The organism is Stygiolobus sp. CP859M, from assembly GCF_037389975.1.
Lineage (GTDB): Archaea > Thermoproteota > Thermoprotei_A > Sulfolobales > Sulfolobaceae > Stygiolobus.
In genome coordinates this window covers 47,028-70,547 of record NZ_JBBHKS010000017.1, presented here as the reverse complement: position 1 = coordinate 70,547, position 23,520 = coordinate 47,028, and the positions used below count along the sequence as shown (strand labels likewise).

The window sequence follows — 23,520 nt, the reverse complement described above, 5'->3', positions numbered from 1 at the left end:
CTTGTAATATCATTTATGGAGAAAGCTCTACTCTTCGATAATTTGATTAAGAAGTTAGATGAATTAAGTGCAACATCCTTGTCGTTTAACGAGAACGAGGTAGTTAAATTCCTAAAGGCTGAAACGAAGAAACAAAGGGACTTGCTAAAGAAGTTTGAGGATTCTATATCTTCACAGAAATGGGACGAAGCCCTTGCTAGTTTTATACTTTTAACCCAAAGGATCAACATAATATTTATTTACATATTTCAGCCGGCTAACATCTCGTTATTAACAACAGAGAGTAAAGTATCCCCTTACATAGAAGAGTATATCTCATTAGCTTCCTTAGTAATATCCTCAGGAATTTTAGAACTGAGACCAAATCTTAAGAAGATAGGAGTCGAAAGTATAAATGCCTCTATAACTGCAAACCCACCATCAATAAGTCTTAGTATGGTGGTAAAAAGTGAATAACTTTTATGAAAGATGGGCTGACTTTTTCTCCGATGCTCTAAACACTCAAGTTCCTGAATTAGGAAACTCCGAAAAGTTAGCCTATTTCGGTATAGGAGGAAGCGGAATACCTGGAGAAGTACTGAAACTTCTTCCCTTACCTGTCCCTTACGAGGTATTTAGGGGATATAAGGTGAAAGTAGATGAGAAGACTACAGTCTTTGTTGTGAGTTATTCCGGAAATACTACGGAGACGCTCGTTGCATTGAAGGAGGCAGAAAGACAAGGAGTAAGAAAGTTAGTGATTATAACTAGCGGAGGAAAAATGTTAGAATATGCGAAAGCAAAAGGATATCCTTTTTTAATCCTTCCTGGAGGTCTTCAGACCAGGTACGTATTCCCTTACATTTTCACTTATCTTATTAAACTGATAAACAACACTTTAGGTGTGGGGTATAAAGAAAGGGAGCTTTTAGAGGGAGTTACGGAGAGTCAAGCCAAGGTAAAAGAGATTGCAACTGACCTTGCTTCAAAAATTAAAGGTAAGATCCCAGTGTTTTACGCTTCTGATTTACTACCGATAGCTGAAAGGTTTAAGCAAGAGGCAAATGAGAACGCGAAATATCCAGCTTTCTTCTCTCAACTACCCGAAGCGAACCATAATGAAATAGAACTTTATTCTGAGAACTATCCATTTCAGTTTCAGCCAGTAGTTTTCCCTTCAGATATAATTGACGAGAAGACGGCTGAGCTAATCAATGCAATTATTATAAGACCACTTTATTCTTCACCTTTAAAAATTATCTCAAGTATGTTTCTATTAGCTGGTTTTACATCAGTGAAATTGGCAGAACTTATGGGATTAAAGCCGGAGGAGTTAAGGTTAATTCCTAAAATAAGGGAGATAACATATAAGGCATTTGAAAGGGAGTTATCATGATTAAGATTTTCAACACTATGGGAAAAAAACTAGAGGAACTTCAAACAGTAGAACCGAATACAGTTAAGATGTACGTATGTGGTCCCACAGTTTATGACTACGTTCATATAGGTCACGGTAGGACTTTTGTAGCTTTCGATGCGATGATAAGATACTTAAAGCTAAGGGGGTATAACGTAATAAGAGTCCAAAACATAACTGACATTGACGATAAGATAATTAAGAGAGCTCAAGACACGGGTAAAGATTGGACTGAAATAGTAGACTTTTACCTAAAGGACTATATTGACGCTATGAGTCAGCTTAAAGTAGAAATAGATCAACATCCTAGGGTTTCAACTCATATTAAGGAGATAATCGAGTTCATCCAAGGGCTTATTGATAAGGGTCATGCATACGTAGCTCCCAGTGGTAGCGTGTATTTCGATGTTGATACTTTTCCCAGTTACGGTCTTTTATCGGGGACGAAAAAGGAGGAGTGGAATCAGGGAGAAGAATTCGTGAAAGAGAAGAGACACCCGTACGACTTCGCTGTGTGGAAAGCTTGGAAACCCGGTGAGCCTTATTGGGAGTCTCCGTGGGGGAAGGGTAGACCGGGATGGCACATAGAGTGCTCTACAATGTCTACGAGGTATTTGGGAGAGCAGTTTGATATTCACGGTGGTGGGGTAGATCTAGTTTTCCCCCACCATGAAAACGAGAGGGCACAGTCTGAAGCATTATTGGGCAAAACATGGGTAAAGTATTGGGTTCATGTATCTTACCTCACCATCAATAAGGAGAAGATGAGTAAGTCTTTAAAGAACATTATTCCCTTGAACGAGGCAATCAAGAAATGGGGAACTAATACTCTCAGGTATTGGTTTTTGACAGCCAAGTATAGGAATACAATAGATTTTAGTGAGGACTCACTTTCCCAAGCATCCACATCCCTGAGGAGGTTAAAAGACGCAATGAGTGTATTAAGGGGGATCATAAAGGATGGACCAAAATATTACTCGAATGACGAGCAAGTTAAAACCCAGAGAAAAATCATCAGCCTTATACAAAAGTTCCACGAAGCTCTTAGCGAAGACTTTGATACTGCAACAGCACTATCCTATATCCATGAAATAGCTACCATAGTGTTTAACGAGTTACAAACCTCAGAAGATTTCATGGGGGCTATGTTGGCCTTAGACGCGTTTAGGCAGTTTAACTATGTTTATGGTGTTATGGATGAAGAGTTTAATCTAGCTTACGACAATTTGAACAAGGTTATTGACGCTGTGGTCGAGGTCAGGAATATACTCAGGGCAAAGAAGATGTATGATCTTAGCGACCAGATCAGAGATGTATTAAGTAAAGCTGGGATAAAATTATTGGATTCGAAAGATAAGACCACGTGGAGGTTCGAATAAAAAGAATTTAAAGTTGTTACGTCGTTACCTTATTATCTAAATCATTCCTCTTACCTTCATAGCATTTACTACTCTTTCAACAGCTAAGGCCATTGCAGCCATTCTGAGGTCTTGGTCTCCGAGTTTGTTATACATTCCATAAACACTGTTAAACGCTTTTTCCATTCTAGATACTATGAGTCTCTTAGCCTCTTCTTCTTCCATAATTTCTCCCATCTTGTTGTTTGCCCATTCCACGTAACTACCTACTACTCCTCCTGCGTTAGCTAAAATATCGGGGACTACTGGTATTCCTCTATTTTTCATAACTAGATCCGCATCAGCTGTCAGAGGTCCGTTAGCACCTTCAACTATCATTTTAGCCTTTATTTTATCAGCATTGAATTTATGAATTACGTTTTCCAGTGCAGCAGGTATTAGGATGTCACACTCTGAAGTAAGAAGCTCATCGTTTGTTACCTTTTTCCCAGTAGGATAGTTGATTACAGAGCCAGTCTTCTCCTTGGTTTCTATGATTTTATTAATATCAATTCCGTTAGGGTCTATTACCCCTCCCTTAGAGTCACTTACTCCTATAATTTTAGCTCCCATGTCTTGCAGGAATTTAGCAGTAAAAGTACCGACATTCCCGAATCCTTGTATTATTACTCTTGCACCTTCTATACCACCTATAAACTTTGATGCAGCTTCTTTAGCCACGGTTGCTACACCTAATCCAGTACTGTAGTTTCTGGTCGCTAGTCCTCCTAACTCCACTGGCTTTCCAGTAAAGGTAGCATAGTCAGCTTTTCCAGTTATTTTTATGTATTCATCTATGAACCACGCCATTGTTTGAGGATTTGTATTAACATCTGGGGCTGGAATATCTATGTCACTACCGATATACTTATACAATGTATCAATATATCTTCTAGATAACATTTCCAATTCTTCTAATGAAAGTTTACCTGGATCGACCCTTATTCCTCCTTTTCCTCCGCCGTAAGGTAATAAGAGAAGGGAGTTCTTCCATGTCATCATCATCGATAACGCTATAACTTCATCCTGAGTCACGTTAGGATGGTATCTAATTCCTCCTTTATATGGACCTAACGCACTATTGTGCTGGGATCTCCAACCTATAAAAGTCTTAACTTTGCCGTCCTTTCCCTTGATCTCTATCTTGACTTGAATAACCCTCTCTGGTTGAGATAATGTTTCTAAAACATCTTGTGGAAGTCCTAAAATTTCGCCTACTCTGTATAGTTTTTTTACTTGTTGGTCATAAAGGTTAGAAGTAAGAGTGGTTTGAACAGCTTCTGTCATAACACTTCATGATTCTTTCTCTATTAGAAAATTTATTTCTTTGCAATAGAGGCATATAAGCTTTTGATTATTAATGTAAAACATAAGTGATAAATCATTTGGTTTTAAAAAAGATTAATACTTTATCTTTGTCTTAACACAACTATTAACGCTGAAATAACTACCGATATAATCACGGTGATTAGTATAGCGGTTGGCAGGTTTACAGGCTCATACGGTAATGTAGTATATAAGGGCTTAGTTAGAGTGGGATATTGAGAATCTAAACTTACGTATTCATTCGATGCTAAACTGAACATTACTGTAATGTTCTTAAGACCTACGGAGTACACGCTTTGTTGTAATAACGTTCCGTAGCTAGAGAAGTAGACGTAAAGTATTACTGATCCTTGCGGAACCGAAGAATTTTGATAATATTTATACAGATAAGCTTTTACGTCTGTACCATTAATGGTTTTGATATAAGTAGTGTTTATGAGCGTTAAGTTCACTCCCTTCCATATTATCGTACTATTACCTACATTATTTACGAAAGTCAGTTGCTCCTTATAGTATGGTGCAAAAACGGCGACGAAGTTAATTGGCTGAGGTATGTTTCCTAAGTTGGCCGGAACTATCAAACTTCCTTGCTGAGGATATAGCAAGTAGTTTATCTGGACTAAGTAGTCACCAACTTGATAGGGGTAATATATCTCTAAAAAGTATTCAGGCGTTAAGCTGTCAGTTTCAAAGTTGTTAACGTATTGAATATAAAGGTAAGGTTTCCCGATTCCTTTTAGAGAAGGAGCATTAAACGTTATATTAACGGGATTAGAGTAGGACGCTAGCCACATTGTGATTTGCGAACCGTTTTCACTTGAATAACTTGTATTCGCAATAAGACCGTTTTTCAAAATTACGTAATATTGTGAATAAGTCTGGTTGAAATAGACTATATACGCTGACGCTGTCACATTCTTATTCATTATAGTAACGTTTTTAGGCCCCACATACTGGAGATCCCATCTCCCTTCAGTGGTGTTGAGTCCGTATGTGTTGTTAAATTCTAAGAAAGGTGGAATGAAAGGGTAATGAAGGGAGAACAATTCGCTAAATATATTAACGCTAAAGCTACCTGAACCACCAATCATATAGCTCATATTCTTAGTGAAATTACCGCTCACACTTACAGATAAAGTAGTATTCTCTATTGACGTGACTTCGTAATTAACACTAAAAATTGTAGTAACCTTGGTTTTGTTCAGAGTCTTTTGAGCTACTACATGATAAGTCAAGTCTTTATATATTGTTAATGAAGGAATCTGGACTGTTTGGTAAGGTTCAGCTGTAGTAGCATTGCTTATGATACCTATGGGGGCAAGAAGAATTAACGCGAGTAGAAGTACTAAATAACCTTTCATCACATTACACGAGTATACAGTATATATTAACTTTTATCCAAGGTAGAACTTTTAATCTCTATGAATTTTCCTAAGATAGCTGTCGGATGCGTGATATTTGACTCAGATAGGAAAGTATTACTAGTAAAGAGGAAACACCCGCCTAATCAAGGCTCTTGGGCTGTTCCAGGGGGTAAGGTAAATTTTGGCGAGTTAATTGAGGGAGCGTTGAAAAGAGAGATGAGGGAAGAAATATCTGTAGAAGTGAGACCCAAAGAATTGATGGCTATCGTGGAAATTATTAAGGAGGGGTTCCATTATGTGATATTGGACTTCGTTTGTGAAATCACTAACGGTGAGGTAAAGGCTGGTTCTGATGCTGAGGATGCAAGGTTTTTCTCTATAGACGAAATGAAAAAAATTTCTATAAGTCCAACTACATTAGAAATGATAGAGAAGTATTTAAAGGGGGAGAAGACCCCGTTGTGGATTGTAGAGCGAGAAAAATGAGGACTTTTTATCTTCTACAATTCTCCGTTTATCGTTGTATAGATTACATAGGCGATAGTAACAAGGGCAATTCCTATATTAATGACCCTCTCGAGCTTTTCTGGAACGTAGTGTAACGAGACACCCACAACAAACATTGCAATCGTTGATACTAGTATAAATAATGCTACATAAACAAATCCTATCAGAAGTGTAGTCTCTGAAGCTAATACAGCCACAACTACCTTTGAAGGAGTTATTGCAAATGCTCCCTGCAGGACTCCCGAGCCTTTGGGTGATATTTCAAATTCCTTTCCTATGAGCTCTCCGTATATTAGGACAATTGCAAAGATAATAGCTATTATATCACCGGCTAGTATTCCGTAAAACTGGAAATGATTAAAAAGTAAGATTAACGGTATGGCAATTATTGCGAAACCAACACCGTGAGAAGCACCAAAAGCTAGATAATCCTTGGGACTGTTCATCATCCTCATGGTAACTATGTGGTCAGGCTCTAATGAGTGAGTTACAGCGAGAGTTATGACCAAACCCATAATGAGAAAGCTTAGAGGCATTTTTCTTAACCTAAGAACCCCATATAGTTCAAATTATTTAAGAGTTGGTGAGACAAATTCCCCTTTCTAGTAAGAAACGGGATGTTATAAGTAAGTTTCCTAAATGTTTATTATCTATATTTGATATAATAATTACAATGAGCTATCCTCCTCCTTCAGGCTATCCTCCTTACGGTTCGGGCGGTAATCCGCCTACTGGGTACCCATCTAGTTATCCTCAACCTTCTGGCTATCCATACGGTGGAAATCCTCAATCCAATGCTATGTTCAATATGATGATGTGCATGCAGCCCATAGGGTTAGGCGGTAAGCAACAGATGATACCTATACAGAGACCTATTGATTTAGAACCGGTTGTTCAACAAGTTGTAATGTACTTAATGGGGCAGGGTTTTCAAGTTTTTCCAATGGTAGGGCAGTATATGGCTGTCATTCAAGCACAACACTCTAGCTTCTTAGGGATGATCACTGACTCGAATAAAGCATATACAATTAGAATTTGTGAAGGTCCTAACATGATTATGGTAGAAACGGGTATGACTAACCTATTGCAAGATTTAATACCTTTAATAGGAAGTGCGGGAGTCGCAACAGTTTCAGACATGGATTTGCATAACTCTCTACTGACTTTAGCTAGTGGCGGGCTTACAGCTGTAGACGCCTACAATTTAATAAAGGACTTCATGCAAGAAGACCAGATTATGAATACTATTATGATGGCTATAATGATGGCTCAGTCTTCAGCACCCCCTCAGCCCCCTTATCAGCAACCTCTTTATCAACAAAATCCTCAGCCTTATCCTCAGCAACCACCACAACCTCCTTATCAACAAAATCCTCCCAAACCAACTCAATCTCCTACATCTCAGCAATCCGTCAGCACGTCCGCGATGAACCAACCATCAAGCACCTCATCAGTGACTCAACCTTCTACGTCGGCCTCACAAGTCCAGCTACAAAAAGTAGTTACAAAGTGTTGGAAATGTGGTGCCGAAGTGGATTCTAACGCGAAGTTCTGTCCTAACTGTGGTGCATCGTTGACTCCAATAAAATGTCCTAAATGTGGTTACGTAAATTCACCTGGAGCCAAATTCTGTAGTAACTGTGGCTCCCCCTTACAGTAGTAACTACAGAATTTTCACATCTCCTTTTTAAGAGTAAGTAAATCCATCAGTGATACTGTCTCACCGATAACTATGACAGCAGGTGACTTTACTCCTTCCCTTTTTATAATTTCTGGTAGCTCATTTAATGTACCAGTAAAAACTCTTTGCTGTTTAGTTGTGCCTTTTTCAATTACAGCTACTTTCTCTTTTCCGCTTCTGACCTTCATTAACACTTTAGTTAACTCGTCTATTACGTGAATACCCATAAGTATAATTACAGTTCCTTTTCTTGGTATATATTCCTCTGAAATTAATCCGCCGTCTTTTGTCGTCCCCGTAATTACCGTGAAACCTGAAGAACTTTCCACTAGTCTGCTGGTGACTGGGATTCTTGCATATGTAGGAACAGCTATCGCGCTTGTTACTCCAGGTACTATCTCACACTTTATTCCGTGCCTTAAGACATAGATACATTCCTCCTCTCCTCGTCCAAAGACAAATGGATCTCCGCCTTTCAACCTTACGACTTTTTTTCCCTCTTTAGCTTTTCGAACCAACAGCTCGTTTATATAATCTTGAAGTTTTGCGTCTCCTAACTCTTTCCCGGCGTATATTAATTCCGCGTTCAGACCTTCTAATAACTCTTGTGGAACTAATCTATCGTATATTATTACATCAGCAATCTTTAAGATTTTCAATGCTTTGACCGTAATTAATTCAGGGTCTCCAGGTCCTGCACCGACTATGTAAACTATGCCGTTCATATTGCGTTTACTCTTTTAATGATATAAAAGCCGAATATTGCACCTTCAGGGAACTTTACGCCGTAAACCATTAGTAGGACGTAATTCACTACTTCTAGTTGAGGGATTCCGAATAATTGCGATGCTACATAAATTACAAAGAAATATAAAATGTCTCCTACAAAACCTAAGGAATAAAGTATAACCTTTTCTATGAATTTAAAAGACGAGATTACATATCCGATAAGGAAACCTCCTATTGCCATGCTCGTAAAAGAGAGAATGTAAAGAAGTTGAACCGTTTCTTCCAATACGAACAGCGTGGGTGTTAACCAAGGGATAATCATTAATACACCTATAATTACCCCCAATAGAGCGTATTTCCTCAAGAGAATAGCTGTAACCGGGGCTCTATCACCGTTCTCTTCTTCAATTATTTTATCTCTACTAACTGAGTTCAGGACATACCATCCTAATATACCTCCACCTATCACCGGACCTTGATAAGCTAATAATTTCTCAATAGGATCTCCGATAATGTATATTAACAGCGAGACTATCAGTATCGATATTGAAAGATATTTTGAGAATCTCAAATAATCCATTTCGTATCATAATATATTTTGTCCTCCAACCTAAAATTCATTATTAGGATTTATGGTAGATATACTTTATATATCACTTTATCTCCTTCGTCTTGTTTTGAAAGGATTTTAACTCCCTTATCTTTCATGGCTTCAGCCCACATTTCCACTTGGTCTGCCTGAACGCCTTTAACAGCAATTATCTCTACTTCTTGATTACCACCCTCCGAAAGCCAAAACCTCATTATGGTAAGAGCAGGAGAACTAGAACCACACTTAGTATCGCTTTGCCTTAGATCTAAAGTTTTCGCCATCTAGTATATCATCTCTGAACTAATATTTAGGATCTTTTTATCATCAATAAAACAAATTCTATTCCAGTTTTCCCTTTTCATCCTTTCAATTATTGCAAGAATGGCAGTAAGTGCGTTACAAAAAGCATCAGTACACTCAGTTAAGTAGACGTAGGTAAAGTCTATGAGTTTTTTGAGTCTTCTTTCTCTTTCACTTCCGCTATTCAAGAGTACTATTTGCCTACCTCTTGTAGAGAATATAGGAGAGTGAAGAAATAGTTCGAATCTCTCGTAGTTTGCATTCTCGCAGAAAATTTCATTTAATTTTAAAGCTGAGAAGTAAGCTATACCGTAGTTTTCTCCTTGACCGACAAAGAATGGTTTTTCCCGTAGTTCAAAACTCTTAGCCTTGATGTAATCTTTAGGTATTTCAATACCGAAAAGTGAGTAAACAGCTGATAAGGCAAGAAGGAAGGATAAGGTACCGGGTAATGTAATATTACTATTATAGGGTATAAGAATGGTCTCAGTAGAGTTTTCTGCGAGGGGCGAAGTAGGGTTAGCTGTGACGGCTATAACTTTTCTACCTTCTTTTCTCTTGATCTTAGCTAACTCAATGTTAGTCTTAGTCCTTCCAGATATCGAGACTATAACGTAAGGTCTATCCGAGTTTATGTGTAGGGCTTCGTATGGGTCCACGGCAATAACTTTCTTACTTGTCTTTCCCTCCAAAGCGAGAGCTACCGCATAGGAGTCTCCGGCTCCTACTATAATTCCAGAGGTAATTTTTTGTTCAACTTCTATAGGGTGGAATTTCTTTACCTCGTCTTCTATTAGCTCAATGTAATTCATCAGTCTTATATTTTACCCTCCAGTATTTAATACCATGAAAACCGTAATAAGGGCTGGGATCGCCTTAGGTGCTGGTAAACCACTCAGAAAAGTTTACGTTGGTTTGCAAGACTCTAAAATAGATGTAGTATCTCATGATGAACTCACTGGTTATGAGGATGCAGAACTCGACATAGGGGGATGGGATAGAATTGTATCACCGGGTTTTATAACAATTCACACTTACTTGTCTCTTTATCCATTCAGATTTAGGATCTTCACCGGTAGGGAAAACGCTAATCTGCTTCTCTCTACTTTCTCATCTAACGATTCTTATTATTTCGCCTTGTTAGGGGCTTATCATCTCCTAAAACAAGGTGTCACTACAGTAGGATTTAGCGGAAATCATCTAGATATAGTAGCTAGAGCAGTATCGGAGGTGGGTTTAAGACCGATTATAATAGTTTCCGTTGGTTGTAGTAATTCGCCTAGCGACTGGGAAAAAGAGTTCAGGACATTGTTCAATAGATGGTCTCATAAAGGAGCCAATAATGTAATTCTGAAAGTTTGTGATCAGTCCTTACTGAGGGACGCAGTTGAACTGGCTAAGGAAAACGAAATTGCCGTTCTTGTTGATAACAAGGTGTATCTCACAGAGGACATAGATTACGACCAAATAATAGGGTTGGGCGGCGGATCAAGGTTAGATCTAGACGTAATAAGAAAGAAGCGCTTTAAGTTGTCATTTACACCCTCTTATGAGGTATCTAAGTTTCCCTTAAGCGAGTATAAACCATCTGTATCACTAGACCTTGTACCCTCATTTGACATTCGCCACGAGTTGGCTTATACGTCTACCAGGCTTTTACTTACAGCTGAAGAGGCTTTCCATTCTATGACTGATTGGGGTTATTCTCAACTCAAAATGAACTCGGGAGTCCTGAACTCAGGTTATACTGCCGATTTAGTTATATTCCAATACTCTGAGCCTCCGGCATTTCCTTTGGACATAGTATCTCCTTATGAGACCCTGATGTACTCGAGTTATTCATTAGAGACCGTGATAGTGAACGGTGAACCCGTGTTAGACGGGGGTTTACCATTGAACGTGGGATTAAAGGACGTCGAAGAGGGCGTCAGGAGGTTAGAGGAAATTGATAGAAAAACTGGCGAAAGAACTAGGTCTCTGGAAAAAGGTTGAGATAGTAGGAGACATCGCCATAATCGGAATCCCTTTCGACAAAGACGTAGAAGAAGTAAGAAAGTTAGCGGAAATAATTCTCGAAAAAATCCCTTACGTTAAGTCAGTGTGGGGTAAGTATAGGGATATAAGCGGGGACTTCAGGCTTTCAACTACAGTTCACTTAGCCGGTGAAAAAAAGAGTGAGACGATTTACAAAGAGTACGGGTGTAAGTTCTTCCTAGACATAAGCAAGGTTTTTTACTCATCTAAACTTTCCTACGAGCACATAAGGGTCGCTAGACTTGTAAGGAGAGGGGAAGTCATCATCAATATGTTCTCAGGGTATGGACCGTTTTCAATACTTTCTTACGTTATGGGTGGTGCCTCAACTGTCTATTCTATTGACATTAATCCCTTTGCTTATTATTATATGATGGCTAACGTGGATCTGAACAAGGCTTTCGGGGTTATTCCTATTTACGGAGACGCTTTTAAGAAAATGGACTATCTCCCGTATAATGTCGATAGAATATTGGCTCCTCTCCCAGAGAAGGCTGAAGAAGCTTACGAGGTAGCTATGCCTCATTTGAAGGCAGGTGGGATATTGCACTTATACACTGAAATAGAGGGCAACGACCCAGTTAGTCTGGCAAAGAGTGAATACCCAAACGTAGTCTTTGCTAGGATTGTAAGGAGTGTGAAACCAAAAGTTTATCATGTAGTTGTTGACATTAAAAAGTAATTAAGGACTCTATGGTAGACATCTATACCATAATGTTATTAGGATATGAAGTATCCCAAAGGAAGCGCGTTAATCTGGGAGTCTACACGCTAAAATTTCATCGTAAGAAGGGAAAGACACCCGAAGATTATCTATATATAGTAACCTTGTTGAAAGAGGGAAAAGTGGTCGAGTCGGGTATTTTCGGTGATTACCAAAACGCCGTTATTTATGCCGGTCAGATCTTCATGCGTTTTCGTTGAATGCTTTTATATAAAGTAATAGTTAGGATAGTTTGAGCAAATTGATCAGGGATGAAGTACTGGAAATACTAAAATCCGGAAAAGTAGATTATGTAAGGGTAGTCTTCGTTGATATTTTAGGAAATGTAAGAGGAAGATCTTTAAGGAGGGCAGAGTTCGAAAAGGTATTAGAAGGAAAGGGGGTCGAGTATTCTGAGTCATTACTGTTTCTCGACTATAGGGATACACCGATAAAACACATATATGGTGATATGTTCGCGCAGCCCGACATCTCAACCTTTGCTATTATTCCCTACTTAGAAAGGACGGCTAGAGTAATGAGCTATTTAACTGAAAGTGACGGCTCTCCTCATAACCTTTGCACAAGGTCTCTCCTTAATCGTTCCATGGAGAAGTTGATGGACAGTGGAATAAAGCTGGAAGTAGCCTTTGAACCTACCTTTTACCTTATAAACTTCAAGGACGGAAAGCCTTTACCGGCAGATGAAGCAAGAGCGTTCTCTCTTGAAGGGCTTATGGAACAACAGAGTTTCTTAAGGGATTTAATTAAAAATCTTGAGAGTGTCAATACTCAGGTTCAATACATCAATAAACACTATGGACCGGGTCAATACGAAATTACCTTCGCGATGTCAAATACATTAACAGCTTCTGACTCTTTAGTTACTGCTAGAGAAATAATACGCGACACCGCAAGGTACTATAAGTTGTACTCCACCTTCATGCCAAAGCCCTTTAGGAATTACCCGAGTAGCAGTATGGACGTTTACATTAAGCTCTTGGATTTAACTGGGAGGCCCATTGGTATCGACGTTAACGACCCGAAAGGATTGGGATTGAGCAAGACTTTCTATAACTTTTTGGCAGGTATACTTGATCATATAGGCTCAATAATGGCTATTGCAGCCCCCACTGTCAACTCGTATAAGAGATTTAAAGAGATAGTTACACCGACAATCGCAGGCATAGGAAACGAGAGGCACTACATAATAAGGATCCCGTCAACGTATAAGGATTATGGGGTAATCGAGTTCAGATTGGCAGATCCCCTAGCAAATCCATATTTACTTCTATCCGCGATCATTCATGCGGGCCTAGATGGAATAGAAAGAGGTTTGGATATAGATGTTAATTACAGCGTAGTAACCTTACCGACGAGTTTAAGGGGGGCTATTAACAGCCTAGATCGTGACACCAAGTTAAAATATGCATTGGGTCAAGACCTCATTAACACGTTTATAGAGATTAAAAGGAAGGAGTTAGATGATTACGAGAACGAGATAACAGATTGGGAGATAGCAGCATATCTTAAGTCGGGATGGTAAATGAAGGCGGCTGTTTTTTTAGAAAAAGGTAGGCCCCTTCAAATAATGGACGTGCCTGAGCCGAAATTGAACCCTGGTGAAGTCCTTTTAAGAGTTAAGGCTTCTGGGCTCTGCCACGGCGATATTCACTTAATTTTCGGTGAATGGGAGAACGACATAGCCGTGAGGACTCCCCTTATTTTGGGGCATGAAATAGTAGGTGAGGTTGTGGAAGGAGGTAACAAGTTCAAGAAAGGGGATCAAGTTCTCGTATACAGCTCGATAGGCTGCGGTAGGTGTAAATACTGTAGAAGGGGGGATAGGCAGTTTTGTGAGTCCGTGAGAGTCATAGGTGTTCATACGGACGGAGGGTTTGCAGAATATGTAAAAGTTCCCTCTGAGGAGTACCTATTCAAAGTAAGCGGGAATTACATATCCGCAGCACCTTTAGCCGATGCTGGAATAACTGCCTATAATGCCACGAAAGGGATAGGGGAAGGAGATAGAGTATTGGTGATAGGGGTAGGATCCGTAGCTTTACTGGCTATCCAACTACTTAAGATGAAAAACGCTGAGGTCACCGTAATAGGGAGGAATTTGATAAGGTTGAGTAAGGCGGAGAGTTTAGGAGCCGACGAGGTACTAGCGATGAAAAAGAAAGACCCTCCATTCTCTCCAGTAGCCGGAAAGAAATTCGACTATGTACTGGATTTCGTAGGAAACGATCAAACGCTCGAAGATGCCCCTTGGTTATTAAGTAGAGAAGGGGAATTAAGAATAATCGGTGAATACGGTGGTCATTTACAAATCCCTGAACAACTAATAGTCTTAAGGGGGTCAAGGATAAGGGGAATATTATATGGTAATATGGATGATATGGTTGAGGTAATTAAGCTATTTGAAGCTGGAAAGCTCAAAACTTTATCGGTTCCCTATAAGCTTGAGGAAATTAATGAGGCAATAAACGATCTTTTAGAGGAGAGAGTAGTTGGAAGGGCTGTTATTTTGCCTTAAATAAGTATGGTGATTCACCTATTATTTCAACACTTACGTTTAGAAACTTCTTTATTATTTCGGCATTAGTCCTTGCATGTTGAGTTAAGTATGATGATGTATACTCTCCACCGTATAGTGATGCGTAAAGCATTAACATATCTCCCATATGACTGTCGGTTGCAGCACCAGTCTTCAACTCTTTAACTAGGAGCTCTGCAGCTTCCTCTCCTACAACCTCTGCTCTCTTTCCTCTTTCCCCTAAAGAGTCTGTACCAATAATACTATTCTCTCCTATCGCACTGAGGGTTATCCCACTCCCCTTACTAGTTTCATTCTCTCTTATGTCTAAGTCGATCGAGACCTCAACTCCCAGTTTGGCAAGAATTGATATTGCTGAAGTTTTCTGCCTTTCAGCTATATGAGATGGGAGTGAGGACACATGTGAAATTCCTATTATCCTTATCAGTTTTCCGAAAGTATTTATAGAAAAAGATGTAGGATTATCCTTAAAGTTCTTTATTATAACCTCACCACCCCCCTCTGGGTAATGACCTCTTTTGACAACGTCAATGTCTCCTCTTATTCCTATTTTGGTAAGTAATGGCAGGAACACAAGCCTTATATAGTCGATGGTAGGAGACTTAGGTACATCTGTCCCTCCGATTAGCCTTATCTCTATTTTTCTATTAAGGATGATTGGCAAGACTGTTTGAAGCACTAGGGTAACGCTTCCAGCAGTGCCCATATTGAATGTGAAGTGTCCTGATTCAACAATATCCCTAGGCTCAAAAATGAGTTCAGTTGAACCCACGAAGTCTCCCTTGGTCTTAGCGCTGGTCAAAGCCTTAACAGCTTCTACAGCTGTCAAGTGTTGTCTCTGTAACCCAGGTTTCTGTCTTTTAGCTCTAATGTTGTAGATCCTAAAAGGTTTTTTTGTTAGAGCCGAAAGTGTCAATGATGTTCTGAGTATTTGACCCCCACCTTCACCGTAAGAGCCGTCTATCTCGATCATTGCTATGGTGATAAATATGAAAGTGAGAATAAAATCTGTCGTTAAAATCGTAAGCATAGAGGAGTTAATAGTTATACCTATGTCCCGTAACGGTGACTTCGTAGAGGCTTTGAACTTTTACGAAGACGTTCCTGGGGGTAGGGTAGGAAGGTTGGTAGTTATTCACGATAAGTACGGTGAAATAAGTGACGAGCCCGTAGTCATAGCGATAAGAGGCGAGAAAGCTTACTTAGAGGCTAAGAACATAGAAGAAGATTTTGATAAGATCAGGAGGGTAATCCCTCTAGAAAAGGTCGTAAAGGGTAATGTGGTGCCTTTTTACGTAAACATTCAAGTACTTAAAGAAGTAGATACTAACAGTAGGGGGGTTAGAGGGTTTGTGAACTACCTATTGAAGTATGGTAACGTAAATTTCAGTGTATTAAAGGGTATTGTTTCCTTAGAAGAACTGGTCTAACCCTCTGGTCTTAATCACGTCATCCAACCTAACTCCTATTCTACGTATTTTTCTATCATCCTCCTCGAGGATCTGTTTGAGTAGTTCGAATGCTCTTTCATATGCGTTTTCCTTATTGATCCCATGTTTGAACTTCTTTCCTTTACTTACGATTTCTAAGTCCTCCATTATTGCCACAACCGTTATCTTCATAGGTACGCCTTGAACTTTGCTATAAGCCTCGTCTACAGCTCTCTTAAGGTGAGGTAGTATTACTTCGGGCTTTCTCGTATTATACGGTAATGTTAAAATCCTACCGTGAGGCTTTTTGGTCTTGTCCTCTACCGGTTCGTTGTATCTGTTCTGAGCCAATTTGACCAAATAAGTTGCCTTAGACCTACCTATTTCCCTTTCTAACTTCATGAAGTCAAAGTTCAAGACATCCACTAACTTATTAACCCCCATTTCTTTCAGTTTGTCAGCCAAAATCTTTCCTATCCCCGGTATTTCGTCAATGTCCAAGCTTTGGAGGAAAGACTGAACATCCTCTGGCTTTAGCACGGCTAACCCGTTCGGTTTATTCTTATCAGCTATTATTTTAGCCAATACCTTATTAGGGGCAATTCCTATCGTCACTGTCAGTTTTTCCTTCTCAAATATCTCCTCTTTTATTTTCTTACCTAGGGCGTAAGCTTCATCAAAGTCCTTTACTTTATCTGTTATATCTAAGTATGCTTCGTCAATACTCGCTATTTCGAGCTTTGAGGTGTATTTCCTGAGTATTCCGTCCATAATCCTATTAGAAACTTCTTGGTAGACCTCCCTTCTCATGGGTAAAAATACAGCGGAAGGAGCTAACTCCATCGCCTTAATTATTGGTATCCCAGCCTTTACTCCCAGTTTTCTAGCTTCGTAATTAGCTGTAGCCACAGCACCACTGGTCTTAGTCCTCCCAGAGTAAACACAGACAATTACCGGCTTGCCCTTATACTGGGGGTTCAGTACCTCTTCTACTTGGGCGAAAAAGTAGTCAAAGTCCACGAAGAGCACAATCATTTACAATATACACTCGGAGTGTAAGATTTTAATGCATTTAGGATCTCGCTTAGAGTGGGAGAGGATGTTCCTCCTAATTTGGTTATTTTTAAAGCTGAAGAAGCTGCTGCGAGCCTTAACGACTCCTCTAGACTATAACCCTCCATATACGCATAATTAAATGTTGCATCAAATACGTCTCCTGCACCGGTAGTATCAATTACATGATCCACTTTATAAGCCTCTACCTCACACTCCTTATCTTGGGATATTACCCTAGCACCTTTTTCACCCATTTTTATTATGATTAAGTTCACTTTCCGCAAATTGTTTATGTTCACGGAGTTGCTCTCCTTCTCGTTTAGGTAGAGTATATCTACGTCCAGTTCAGAATTAAGTTTTCCACTGTTTGGCCCTGGGTCATAGCTGATTAACTTCGAGCTAGGGTCTCTGATCACGATTTCAGGAGGTACGGAGGCGAAGTGAATCACATCAAACATCCCGAAGTACTTTCTTACGTCTTCATCTGATAGAAGTAACGAAGAGCCTAACTTCCTAACAATTGAGACTTTTCCATCACTCCTCAGAAGAATTAAAGCCATACTTTGGGGTGCATTTACCTCTTCTACATAGTCCAAGCCCACACCGGTTTCCGCTAGTTTTTCGAGTATAGGTCTTATGACAAGTGAGTCCTTCCCTACTTTGGCTAAAATCTTAACGCTATGACCTAGTTTATTAACCGCTGTAGCGTAATTTACAGCCGCACCGCCGGGCTGTATTTCAAGAATGTCGGTGCTAAGAGGTTCGTCAGGCTGAGGAAATCGATCTAACTTTACTATTACATCTATGTTAATTCTACCAACTGAAAGATGTATGGGTTTCAACATATAACACCTCAGTTAGCCGCCACGTCTTCACTACTCTGACCCAAAAGTCTTCATCACCAGTAGTAAAGAGTATTCCTTAAATAAATCTACTAGCTATCTCGCTTAAAAGGTAAACCGTTTGGGGACATATAAATTAGTATAGTTTGGCATATTAACTATAGCAAGATTTTAAATAGATATGGTAATTCATTATTTGTGTATCCTCCCAAGATAGGTTATGTAATCCCCGATAGTATAGAGGAAGCGATAGAGTTCTTAGAACAACATGAAGATGCAAGACCTTTAGCTGGCGGACATAGTTTGATACCCGCTTTAAAGCTCAGGATTATAAGACCTTCTTATATAGTGGAAATAAGGAGATTTCAACAACTTAACTACGTGAAAAGAGAAGGAAATATCTATAAAATAGGTGCATTAACGACCCATTACGACATGATAAAATCCAATGTACCGCTACTAAGTGATGTGGCAAAAACGATCGGAGACCCCCAAGTTAGGAATATAGGAACAATAGGTGGTGTTATATCACACCTAGACCCAGCGGCAGATTACCCTGCTTCTTTGATAGCAATGGACGCTAAGGTCTTGATAAGAAGCAAGAAAGGTCAGAGATTAGTTGATTTTAAGGACTTCGCAAAAGACATGTTTACACCAGATTTAAACTCTGGAGAACTTGTGACAGAAATACAAGTTCCAGCTTTTGATGGTTACAAGTTTTCATATCAAAAGCTAGAAAGAAGGGCTGGTGATTACGCAATAGTAGGTGTTGCGCTCCTTCTGAAGGTAAACGGTAGTAGAGTCGAAGATGCAAGAATAGGCTTAACTGCTGTAAACAATGTAGCAGTTAGAGCAAAGGGTGCAGAAGAAGAGTTAATAGGGAAGGAACTCACTGAAGAAGTAGTCGAGAAAGCATCGACAAGGGCTATGGAGAGCACAAACCCAACTTCGGACATAAGGGGATCAGCTGAGTATAAGAAGAAGATGGTTAAGGTATTAGTTAAGAGGGGTATAAATCAAGCTTTAGGAGGTGTTCGTAAATGAAGATAATAGAGAAAGACCAAAAGGCTAAGATAACTTTGAAGGTAAACGGAGAAGTTCACGAGGTGGAGGTAGAGCCCAGAAGACTATTGGTACACGTTTTAAGAGACTTAGGATATACAAGCGTTCATGTCGGATGTGATACTTCTAATTGCGGGGCATGTACTGTAATAATGAACGGAAGATCCGTTAAGTCATGCACAGTTCTGGCGGTAGAGGCTGAAGGTGCTGATATACTAACTGTCGAAGGTCTTAGCAAAGACGGGAAGCTACATCCGATACAAGAGGCTTTCTGGGACAATCACGGTTTACAGTGCGGTTACTGTACTCCGGGTATGATAATGGAGGCTTACTGGTTACTCAAAGAGAATCCCAACCCGTCAGAGGAGGATATTAGAGAAGGTATATCGGGTAACTTATGCAGGTGTACAGGTTACCAAAACATAGTAAAAGCTATTAAGGATGCTTCTTTGAGGTTAAATCAGAAGGAGTATCCACGTCAATGAGGACTTCTTCACCACTCTCAACGTAACAGATTTTTTTAACCTTATCCATTATAGCCCTAGCTCCTATATCTCCCTCCAGATTCATGATCAGGGGAAAAGTCCTTTTGTGTAATAGTACCGGGTTCCCTCTAACTCCTTTGTATGTAGGTACTACCATGTCACAGTCCACAGTGAATGATTGGATTATCTTATTTACGGTATCCCTAGTAATAAACGGCATATCCCCAAGGAGTATAATAACTCCATCATAGTCTTGAAAGAACCTTATCCCGAGTTTTAATGAAGTAGACATTCCCTTATTCCAATAAGGGTTGTACAATACTACTTGGTCTTCCAATATTCTCATCAACTCTTGGTAGTATTTCCCCACTACAATTACTTTCTCTATGCCTTCAACAGCACTTACTACCCTTCTAATAATAGGCACTCCGTAAACTTCCTTAATTAGTTTATTAGAACCGAACCTATTAGCCTCACCTGCAGCTAGAATTACAGCCCCGATTCTCATAAATACTTCTACTCGAAATACCTATTTATGAAATATGAAGGAGAAGTTCCGGTTCAGGTAAGTGCTGAAGAGCTTTGGAATTTCGTGACAAAACCAGAAAGCATGGCTTCTTGCTTCCCCGGGATAAAGAGTTTAACCAAGGAAGGTGACGAGTATAGAGTAGTAGGAACAGTTGGAATAGGTTTCATAAAAGGAGAGTATAAGGCGTTAGTTCGTTTTGTTAACATAGACAATGCTAAGAAAACCCTTAGCTTAATCGCAAAAGGAAATGGGTTAAACAGTAACGTAGATATTAATGCAATCTTACAAGTTTTAGATAATCCAGTTAGGCTAAAGTATTCTGCTGACGTAAAAGTCGGAGGTGTTCTTGCCTCGATAGGAGCGAGATTAATGGATTCAGCTGTAGGTAAGATAGTTAACGACTTGTTTGAGTGCGTGAAAACTAAGGTGAAGTAATTGGAGATAAGCGGAGAGGTAGAAATAAAGAATGTGGATAAAGCAAAAGAGTTCCTCAGTTCTTATCAGAACTTAATTAATTGTATTCCAGGCGTAACTGAAATAAAAGGAAAAGAATTTACCGTCAGATCTAAGGTTGGTTTTTTGACAGTAGAGGCTGAGGCTCGAGTGAAGTCCTTTGAGTTTAGGGATAATGAGTCTGTGTCTGTTATCGAAGTTAAAGGAGTTGGAGTAACCTCTACGATTACCAGTCGAGTCAAGGTTGACAATGACAAACTAATATATAAAGTAGAATATGAGGTGCAAGTTACTATTAAAGGCTTGGAGAAACTTGTAGAGAAGCAAGCACATAAAATCGCAGAGGACATAATAACATGTACTAAACAAAGAATAGATGAATAATCACTCTAGTAACTCAGTTATTATCCCGAGACCTCTAGTCCTACCTTCTCTAAAAACGAATATCTGCCCCTTCTCTATATATTCTGGCCTATATAGGAACTCCATCACCACTTCTGTTGTGTCACCGGTCCTAAGATATCTCGAGGAAATTTCACGGAATTTCACTGCTTGTCTAATTGTGTATAGATGCAAGGTAGCTACATATCCCTCCTTAATTGTAGTCGGGTGATGGAGTACTACTATTCTAGCCCTGAACCTCTTATAGCTTTTGGGTTTTTCCACTGTTAGTACCATTCCTTTTCTCAGGTTCTCCTTATCCACTCCTTGAACTGCAAAAGTCGCTATACTTCCTGCGTTTACAGAGTCAACAAATACTCTGTTCAACTGAATCGACTTGATTTTAACTAGCTTAAACTCTCCCAGTTTAGTAGGACCTATATAACAACTATCATTTGTCTTTACGTTCCCCCTTATTACTGAACCTAGTACAACAGTTCCTACTCCGCTCACGTTATATATTTCGTCTATATAAACTAGAGGAGGCTGGTTATCATCACTTGTGACCTTGGGCTTAGGTGGTAGCATGTTCAAGAACCTACTCAGTATGTCGAGTCCCTTCCCGGTTACGTTTGACACTTTAAAGATCGGTACTACTCTCTTACTCCTCATGGCTAGGATAACGTTTAATAAGTCCTCGTCGGATTCTACCTCCATAATAAGCCTGTTAATCCCTGGAATCTTAAGCACGTTCCTTATGTCATTTACTATATCTTGTACTCTCTTTTCGTCGTATTTGTCGATTTTTGTTATGACTATGAACACTGGGAACTTAAGTATTGATGCAATAGCTAAATGCTCTTTTCCCATGGCGGATAATCCGTCGTCCGTCCCCACTACGAGCATTACATAATCTACTTCGTATCCTAATAATCCCTTCAGAGTCGTTCTGAGGTACCTCTCGTGACCGCCTAGGTCTATAAGTCTCACTATCTTCGTACTTTTTAACGTTATTTCGGCTTCGTCCAGAGGATCTCTCAAGTTCCAGTTAACAATTGTTCCCTTATCGTTAAATCCGAGAAGCCTTAAAGTAATTGAGGAAGTCCTCCCAGTCAAAACCTCGTGTACATGTCGGGCTACCATAGCCCTCAGTGTACCGTTTCCATCATCAAGTTTTCCTAATACTAGTGCACCGGTCAAAGTACTCTTCCCAGCATTTACATGACCCATTACAGCTACATTAACTTGGACGGGGATCTTATCCTTGAATAACCTTATGAGCACTTCTCCTATATATCGTCCTTTTTTTACTTCGACAATTCTCTTGTGTACTACTTTAGCATTAACTGCCGAAGCAATTTTGTCTAGAATTTCAATGCTACTTTCTAAGTCCTCTATACTTAACCCCAAAACGTCTCCATCATCGCTTACTCCGATTACGTAAAACGCTTCTCCTCCTCCTTCTTCAAGTCTGTATTTCATTTGTGTAGCGAGAGATTGTAACCTATTTTCGTCTTTACTATTTATTAAAAGTTTATACTCTATCTTACCGATCTCGTTCTCCTTAGGATACTTCATCCCACCACTTTTTACAAATAATAATTTGTATCCGAATAGATAAACTTTAATAAGATTAAAATGGAACCTCAATTACTCTATGAAGGAAAACACAAATGTCCCATATGCCATGCGGATCAAATGATCATCAGAGAGTATCTATATGAAGCACCCAATGTAGGTAAACTAGAACTGTCGGTTTGGGAATGTCAAAGTTGCGGTTACAGATTGAGAGATGTAAAACCACTAGAATTCTTGACACCAATTAAATTAGAGCTTAAAGTTGAAAAGGAAGAGGACCTAGGAACAATAGTTTACAGATCAGCTTCTGCGGACATTATAATCCCCGAGTTAGAAATTGAAGTTACTGCGGGTGAAGCATATCAAGGAGTCTTGACGACTATTGAGGGAATTTTAGAAATAATTCTTGATCAGTTGGGGGATAATTGTAAAGAAGAGAAATGTAAGAAGCTTGAGGATGCAAAAAATGGGAAAATCCCGTTTACCTTAATAATAAATGATGAAAGTGGTCTGAGCTTCATTCAATCGGAAAAAGTAAAAATTACTCAACTTTGATTTCTTTGCCTTCCTCTTCCTTGCTTTTCACTTTTTTCAGTATTATCTGCAATACTCCGTTGTTATAAGTAGCCTTGGCACTGTTCTCATCTACTTGAGTCGGTAGTTCTATCTCTTTGTAATATTTCCTATCCCCACCTTCAGCCCTAATTATTAATGTCTTCCCTCCGTCCGTTATCTTCACTTTTACGCTATTCTTATCAACACCAGGTACTTCTGCTATAACCCTAATCTCATCGCCTTTCTCTATTACGTCTGCTAAAGGTTCTCTCTCTTCAGTTATCATTGGCTTTCCTTTATAGTTCTTAATGTTTCCGAACTCCTCTACAATTGGCTTCCCGTCAGGTCCGATTGTTACTCTGAATCCGTAAACATAAGGACCGAATGTTTTTACTTCGCCTTCTCCTCCAAGTCTCATGAATTCCCTCTCGAACCTCTCGAATTCTTCTTCTATCTCTCTTATCATTTCATCAAATAGTTCAAATGGATCCTTATACCTTCTTGACATCTTTTTATCCCAAAAGAGAATTACGAATTAGAGCTAAAAAAATCAACGCGTG

The 23,520-nt window shown here is 39.4% G+C and carries 29 protein-coding genes; 16 read left to right on the top strand and 13 right to left on the bottom strand.

Features of this window, described 5'->3' with window-relative positions; all coding sequences use genetic code 11:
* The first annotated feature begins 15 nt into the window (after window positions 1-15).
* From WIW72_RS07375 to cysS, 3 genes are read left to right on the top strand one after another with little or no spacing between them, the layout of a single operon-like run.
* On the top strand, window positions 16-456 hold the full coding sequence (locus WIW72_RS07375) for a hypothetical protein (RefSeq protein ID WP_337700329.1): 441 nt from the start codon (window positions 16-18) through the stop codon (window positions 454-456).
* Complete coding sequence (locus tag WIW72_RS07370) at window positions 449-1,375, top strand: bifunctional phosphoglucose/phosphomannose isomerase (protein ID WP_337700331.1); 927 nt, start codon at window positions 449-451, stop codon at window positions 1,373-1,375. The genes WIW72_RS07375 and WIW72_RS07370 overlap by 8 nt, the downstream gene beginning before the upstream one ends.
* The gene (gene cysS, locus WIW72_RS07365) at window positions 1,372-2,775 is read left to right on the top strand and encodes a cysteine--tRNA ligase (protein WP_337700332.1); all 1,404 of its coding nucleotides are present in this window, start codon (window positions 1,372-1,374) and stop codon (window positions 2,773-2,775) included. Before WIW72_RS07370 ends, cysS begins: the two co-directional genes overlap by 4 nt.
* A gap of 36 nt (window positions 2,776-2,811) precedes the next feature.
* On the opposite strand, the gene WIW72_RS07360 is transcribed toward cysS, so the two are convergent.
* Together WIW72_RS07360 and WIW72_RS07355 are read right to left on the bottom strand one after the other, a co-directional pair.
* Window positions 2,812-4,080 (bottom strand): Glu/Leu/Phe/Val family dehydrogenase, encoded by a 1,269-nt coding sequence (locus WIW72_RS07360; RefSeq protein ID WP_337700334.1) that lies wholly within the window; start codon window positions 4,078-4,080, stop codon window positions 2,812-2,814.
* Between the two features lie 122 nt (window positions 4,081-4,202).
* Window positions 4,203-5,480, bottom strand: coding sequence for a hypothetical protein (locus tag WIW72_RS07355; protein ID WP_337700336.1), 1,278 nt, complete (start codon window positions 5,478-5,480; stop codon window positions 4,203-4,205).
* A 60-nt stretch (window positions 5,481-5,540) separates the two neighbouring features.
* Between WIW72_RS07355 and WIW72_RS07350 the strand changes: the two genes are divergently transcribed.
* Window positions 5,541-5,969: an NUDIX hydrolase gene (locus WIW72_RS07350; RefSeq protein ID WP_337700338.1), complete on the top strand. Its 429-nt coding sequence runs from the start codon at window positions 5,541-5,543 to the stop codon at window positions 5,967-5,969.
* A 14-nt stretch (window positions 5,970-5,983) separates the two neighbouring features.
* On the opposite strand, the gene WIW72_RS07345 is transcribed toward WIW72_RS07350, so the two are convergent.
* A complete protein-coding gene (locus WIW72_RS07345; RefSeq protein ID WP_337700340.1) occupies window positions 5,984-6,526 on the bottom strand; it encodes a hypothetical protein in 543 nt (180 codons plus the stop codon).
* A gap of 137 nt (window positions 6,527-6,663) precedes the next feature.
* Between WIW72_RS07345 and WIW72_RS07340 the strand changes: the two genes are divergently transcribed.
* A complete protein-coding gene (locus WIW72_RS07340; RefSeq protein ID WP_337700342.1) occupies window positions 6,664-7,650 on the top strand; it encodes a zinc ribbon domain-containing protein in 987 nt (328 codons plus the stop codon).
* 14 nt (window positions 7,651-7,664) lie between these two features.
* On the opposite strand, the gene cobA is transcribed toward WIW72_RS07340, so the two are convergent.
* Genes cobA through WIW72_RS07320 form a run of 4 tightly spaced genes read right to left on the bottom strand, consistent with a single transcriptional unit; the run spans window position 7,665 to window position 10,104 of the window.
* Window positions 7,665-8,396, bottom strand: a complete 732-nt coding sequence (gene cobA, locus WIW72_RS07335) for a uroporphyrinogen-III C-methyltransferase (RefSeq protein WP_337700344.1) — start codon at window positions 8,394-8,396, stop codon at window positions 7,665-7,667.
* Window positions 8,393-8,980, bottom strand: coding sequence for a hypothetical protein (locus tag WIW72_RS07330; RefSeq protein WP_337700346.1), 588 nt, complete (start codon window positions 8,978-8,980; stop codon window positions 8,393-8,395). The genes cobA and WIW72_RS07330 overlap by 4 nt, the downstream gene beginning before the upstream one ends.
* Window positions 8,981-9,030: 50 nt before the next feature.
* Window positions 9,031-9,273, bottom strand: coding sequence for a hypothetical protein (locus WIW72_RS07325; RefSeq protein ID WP_337700348.1), 243 nt, complete (start codon window positions 9,271-9,273; stop codon window positions 9,031-9,033).
* The gene (locus WIW72_RS07320) at window positions 9,274-10,104 is read right to left on the bottom strand and encodes an SIS domain-containing protein (RefSeq protein WP_337700350.1); all 831 of its coding nucleotides are present in this window, start codon (window positions 10,102-10,104) and stop codon (window positions 9,274-9,276) included. It abuts the gene before it with no gap.
* 34 nt (window positions 10,105-10,138) lie between these two features.
* On the opposite strand from WIW72_RS07320, the gene WIW72_RS07315 reads away from it, so the two are divergent.
* The 5 genes from WIW72_RS07315 to WIW72_RS07295 are packed head-to-tail and all read left to right on the top strand — an operon-like array spanning window position 10,139 to window position 14,568.
* Window positions 10,139-11,284, top strand: a complete 1,146-nt coding sequence (locus WIW72_RS07315) for an amidohydrolase family protein (RefSeq protein ID WP_337700351.1) — start codon at window positions 10,139-10,141, stop codon at window positions 11,282-11,284.
* On the top strand, window positions 11,238-12,008 hold the full coding sequence (gene taw21 / locus WIW72_RS07310; protein WP_337700353.1) for a tRNA 4-demethylwyosine(37)-methyltransferase Taw21: 771 nt from the start codon (window positions 11,238-11,240) through the stop codon (window positions 12,006-12,008). The genes WIW72_RS07315 and taw21 overlap by 47 nt, the downstream gene beginning before the upstream one ends.
* Before the next feature lie 11 nt (window positions 12,009-12,019).
* Window positions 12,020-12,250 (top strand): hypothetical protein, encoded by a 231-nt coding sequence (locus WIW72_RS07305; RefSeq protein WP_337700355.1) that lies wholly within the window; start codon window positions 12,020-12,022, stop codon window positions 12,248-12,250.
* Between the two features lie 41 nt (window positions 12,251-12,291).
* The gene (locus WIW72_RS07300) at window positions 12,292-13,575 is read left to right on the top strand and encodes a glutamine synthetase family protein (protein WP_337700535.1); all 1,284 of its coding nucleotides are present in this window, start codon (window positions 12,292-12,294) and stop codon (window positions 13,573-13,575) included.
* Window positions 13,576-14,568: an alcohol dehydrogenase catalytic domain-containing protein gene (locus tag WIW72_RS07295; RefSeq protein WP_337700357.1), complete on the top strand. Its 993-nt coding sequence runs from the start codon at window positions 13,576-13,578 to the stop codon at window positions 14,566-14,568.
* Here WIW72_RS07295 and rtcA read toward each other — a convergent pair.
* A complete protein-coding gene (gene rtcA / locus WIW72_RS07290) occupies window positions 14,555-15,562 on the bottom strand; it encodes an RNA 3'-terminal phosphate cyclase (RefSeq protein WP_337700359.1) in 1,008 nt (335 codons plus the stop codon). The genes WIW72_RS07295 and rtcA overlap by 14 nt on opposite strands.
* 16 nt (window positions 15,563-15,578) lie before the next feature.
* On the opposite strand from rtcA, the gene WIW72_RS07285 reads away from it, so the two are divergent.
* Window positions 15,579-16,019: a hypothetical protein gene (locus WIW72_RS07285; protein WP_337700361.1), complete on the top strand. Its 441-nt coding sequence runs from the start codon at window positions 15,579-15,581 to the stop codon at window positions 16,017-16,019.
* On the opposite strand, the gene WIW72_RS07280 is transcribed toward WIW72_RS07285, so the two are convergent.
* Window positions 16,002-17,054 carry a DNA polymerase IV gene (locus WIW72_RS07280; protein WP_337700364.1) on the bottom strand — a complete coding sequence of 351 codons (1,053 nt, stop codon included), beginning with the start codon at window positions 17,052-17,054 and terminating at the stop codon, window positions 16,002-16,004. The two genes, WIW72_RS07285 and WIW72_RS07280, sit on opposite strands and share 18 nt — an antisense overlap.
* Window positions 17,051-17,920 carry a carbohydrate kinase family protein gene (locus WIW72_RS07275; RefSeq protein ID WP_337721336.1) on the bottom strand — a complete coding sequence of 290 codons (870 nt, stop codon included), beginning with the start codon at window positions 17,918-17,920 and terminating at the stop codon, window positions 17,051-17,053. The genes WIW72_RS07280 and WIW72_RS07275 overlap by 4 nt, the downstream gene beginning before the upstream one ends.
* A 195-nt stretch (window positions 17,921-18,115) precedes the next feature.
* Between WIW72_RS07275 and cutB the strand changes: the two genes are divergently transcribed.
* A complete protein-coding gene (cutB, locus tag WIW72_RS07270) occupies window positions 18,116-18,961 on the top strand; it encodes a glyceraldehyde dehydrogenase subunit beta (RefSeq protein ID WP_337700367.1) in 846 nt (281 codons plus the stop codon).
* Window positions 18,958-19,464, top strand: a complete 507-nt coding sequence (gene cutC, locus WIW72_RS07265) for a glyceraldehyde dehydrogenase subunit gamma (protein WP_337700369.1) — start codon at window positions 18,958-18,960, stop codon at window positions 19,462-19,464. The genes cutB and cutC overlap by 4 nt, the downstream gene beginning before the upstream one ends.
* Here cutC and WIW72_RS07260 read toward each other — a convergent pair.
* On the bottom strand, window positions 19,415-19,972 hold the full coding sequence (locus WIW72_RS07260) for a nucleotidyltransferase family protein (RefSeq protein WP_337700371.1): 558 nt from the start codon (window positions 19,970-19,972) through the stop codon (window positions 19,415-19,417). The two genes, cutC and WIW72_RS07260, sit on opposite strands and share 50 nt — an antisense overlap.
* 27 nt (window positions 19,973-19,999) lie before the next feature.
* Here WIW72_RS07260 and WIW72_RS07255 point away from each other — a divergent pair, with 27 nt between their 5' ends.
* Both WIW72_RS07255 and WIW72_RS07250 read left to right on the top strand, forming a co-directional pair.
* Window positions 20,000-20,428 carry a CoxG family protein gene (locus tag WIW72_RS07255; RefSeq protein WP_337700373.1) on the top strand — a complete coding sequence of 143 codons (429 nt, stop codon included), beginning with the start codon at window positions 20,000-20,002 and terminating at the stop codon, window positions 20,426-20,428.
* Window positions 20,429-20,830, top strand: coding sequence for an SRPBCC domain-containing protein (locus WIW72_RS07250; protein WP_337700375.1), 402 nt, complete (start codon window positions 20,429-20,431; stop codon window positions 20,828-20,830).
* Here WIW72_RS07250 and WIW72_RS07245 read toward each other — a convergent pair whose 3' ends face one another.
* Window positions 20,831-22,405, bottom strand: coding sequence for a GTPBP1 family GTP-binding protein (locus WIW72_RS07245; RefSeq protein WP_337700376.1), 1,575 nt, complete (start codon window positions 22,403-22,405; stop codon window positions 20,831-20,833).
* A gap of 60 nt (window positions 22,406-22,465) precedes the next feature.
* Between WIW72_RS07245 and WIW72_RS07240 the strand changes: the two genes are divergently transcribed.
* A complete protein-coding gene (locus WIW72_RS07240) occupies window positions 22,466-22,960 on the top strand; it encodes a ZPR1 zinc finger domain-containing protein (protein ID WP_337700379.1) in 495 nt (164 codons plus the stop codon).
* Here WIW72_RS07240 and hsp20 read toward each other — a convergent pair.
* Complete coding sequence (gene hsp20 / locus WIW72_RS07235; protein ID WP_337700381.1) at window positions 22,947-23,468, bottom strand: archaeal heat shock protein Hsp20; 522 nt, start codon at window positions 23,466-23,468, stop codon at window positions 22,947-22,949. The two genes, WIW72_RS07240 and hsp20, sit on opposite strands and share 14 nt — an antisense overlap.
* Window positions 23,469-23,520: the final 52 nt, after the last annotated feature.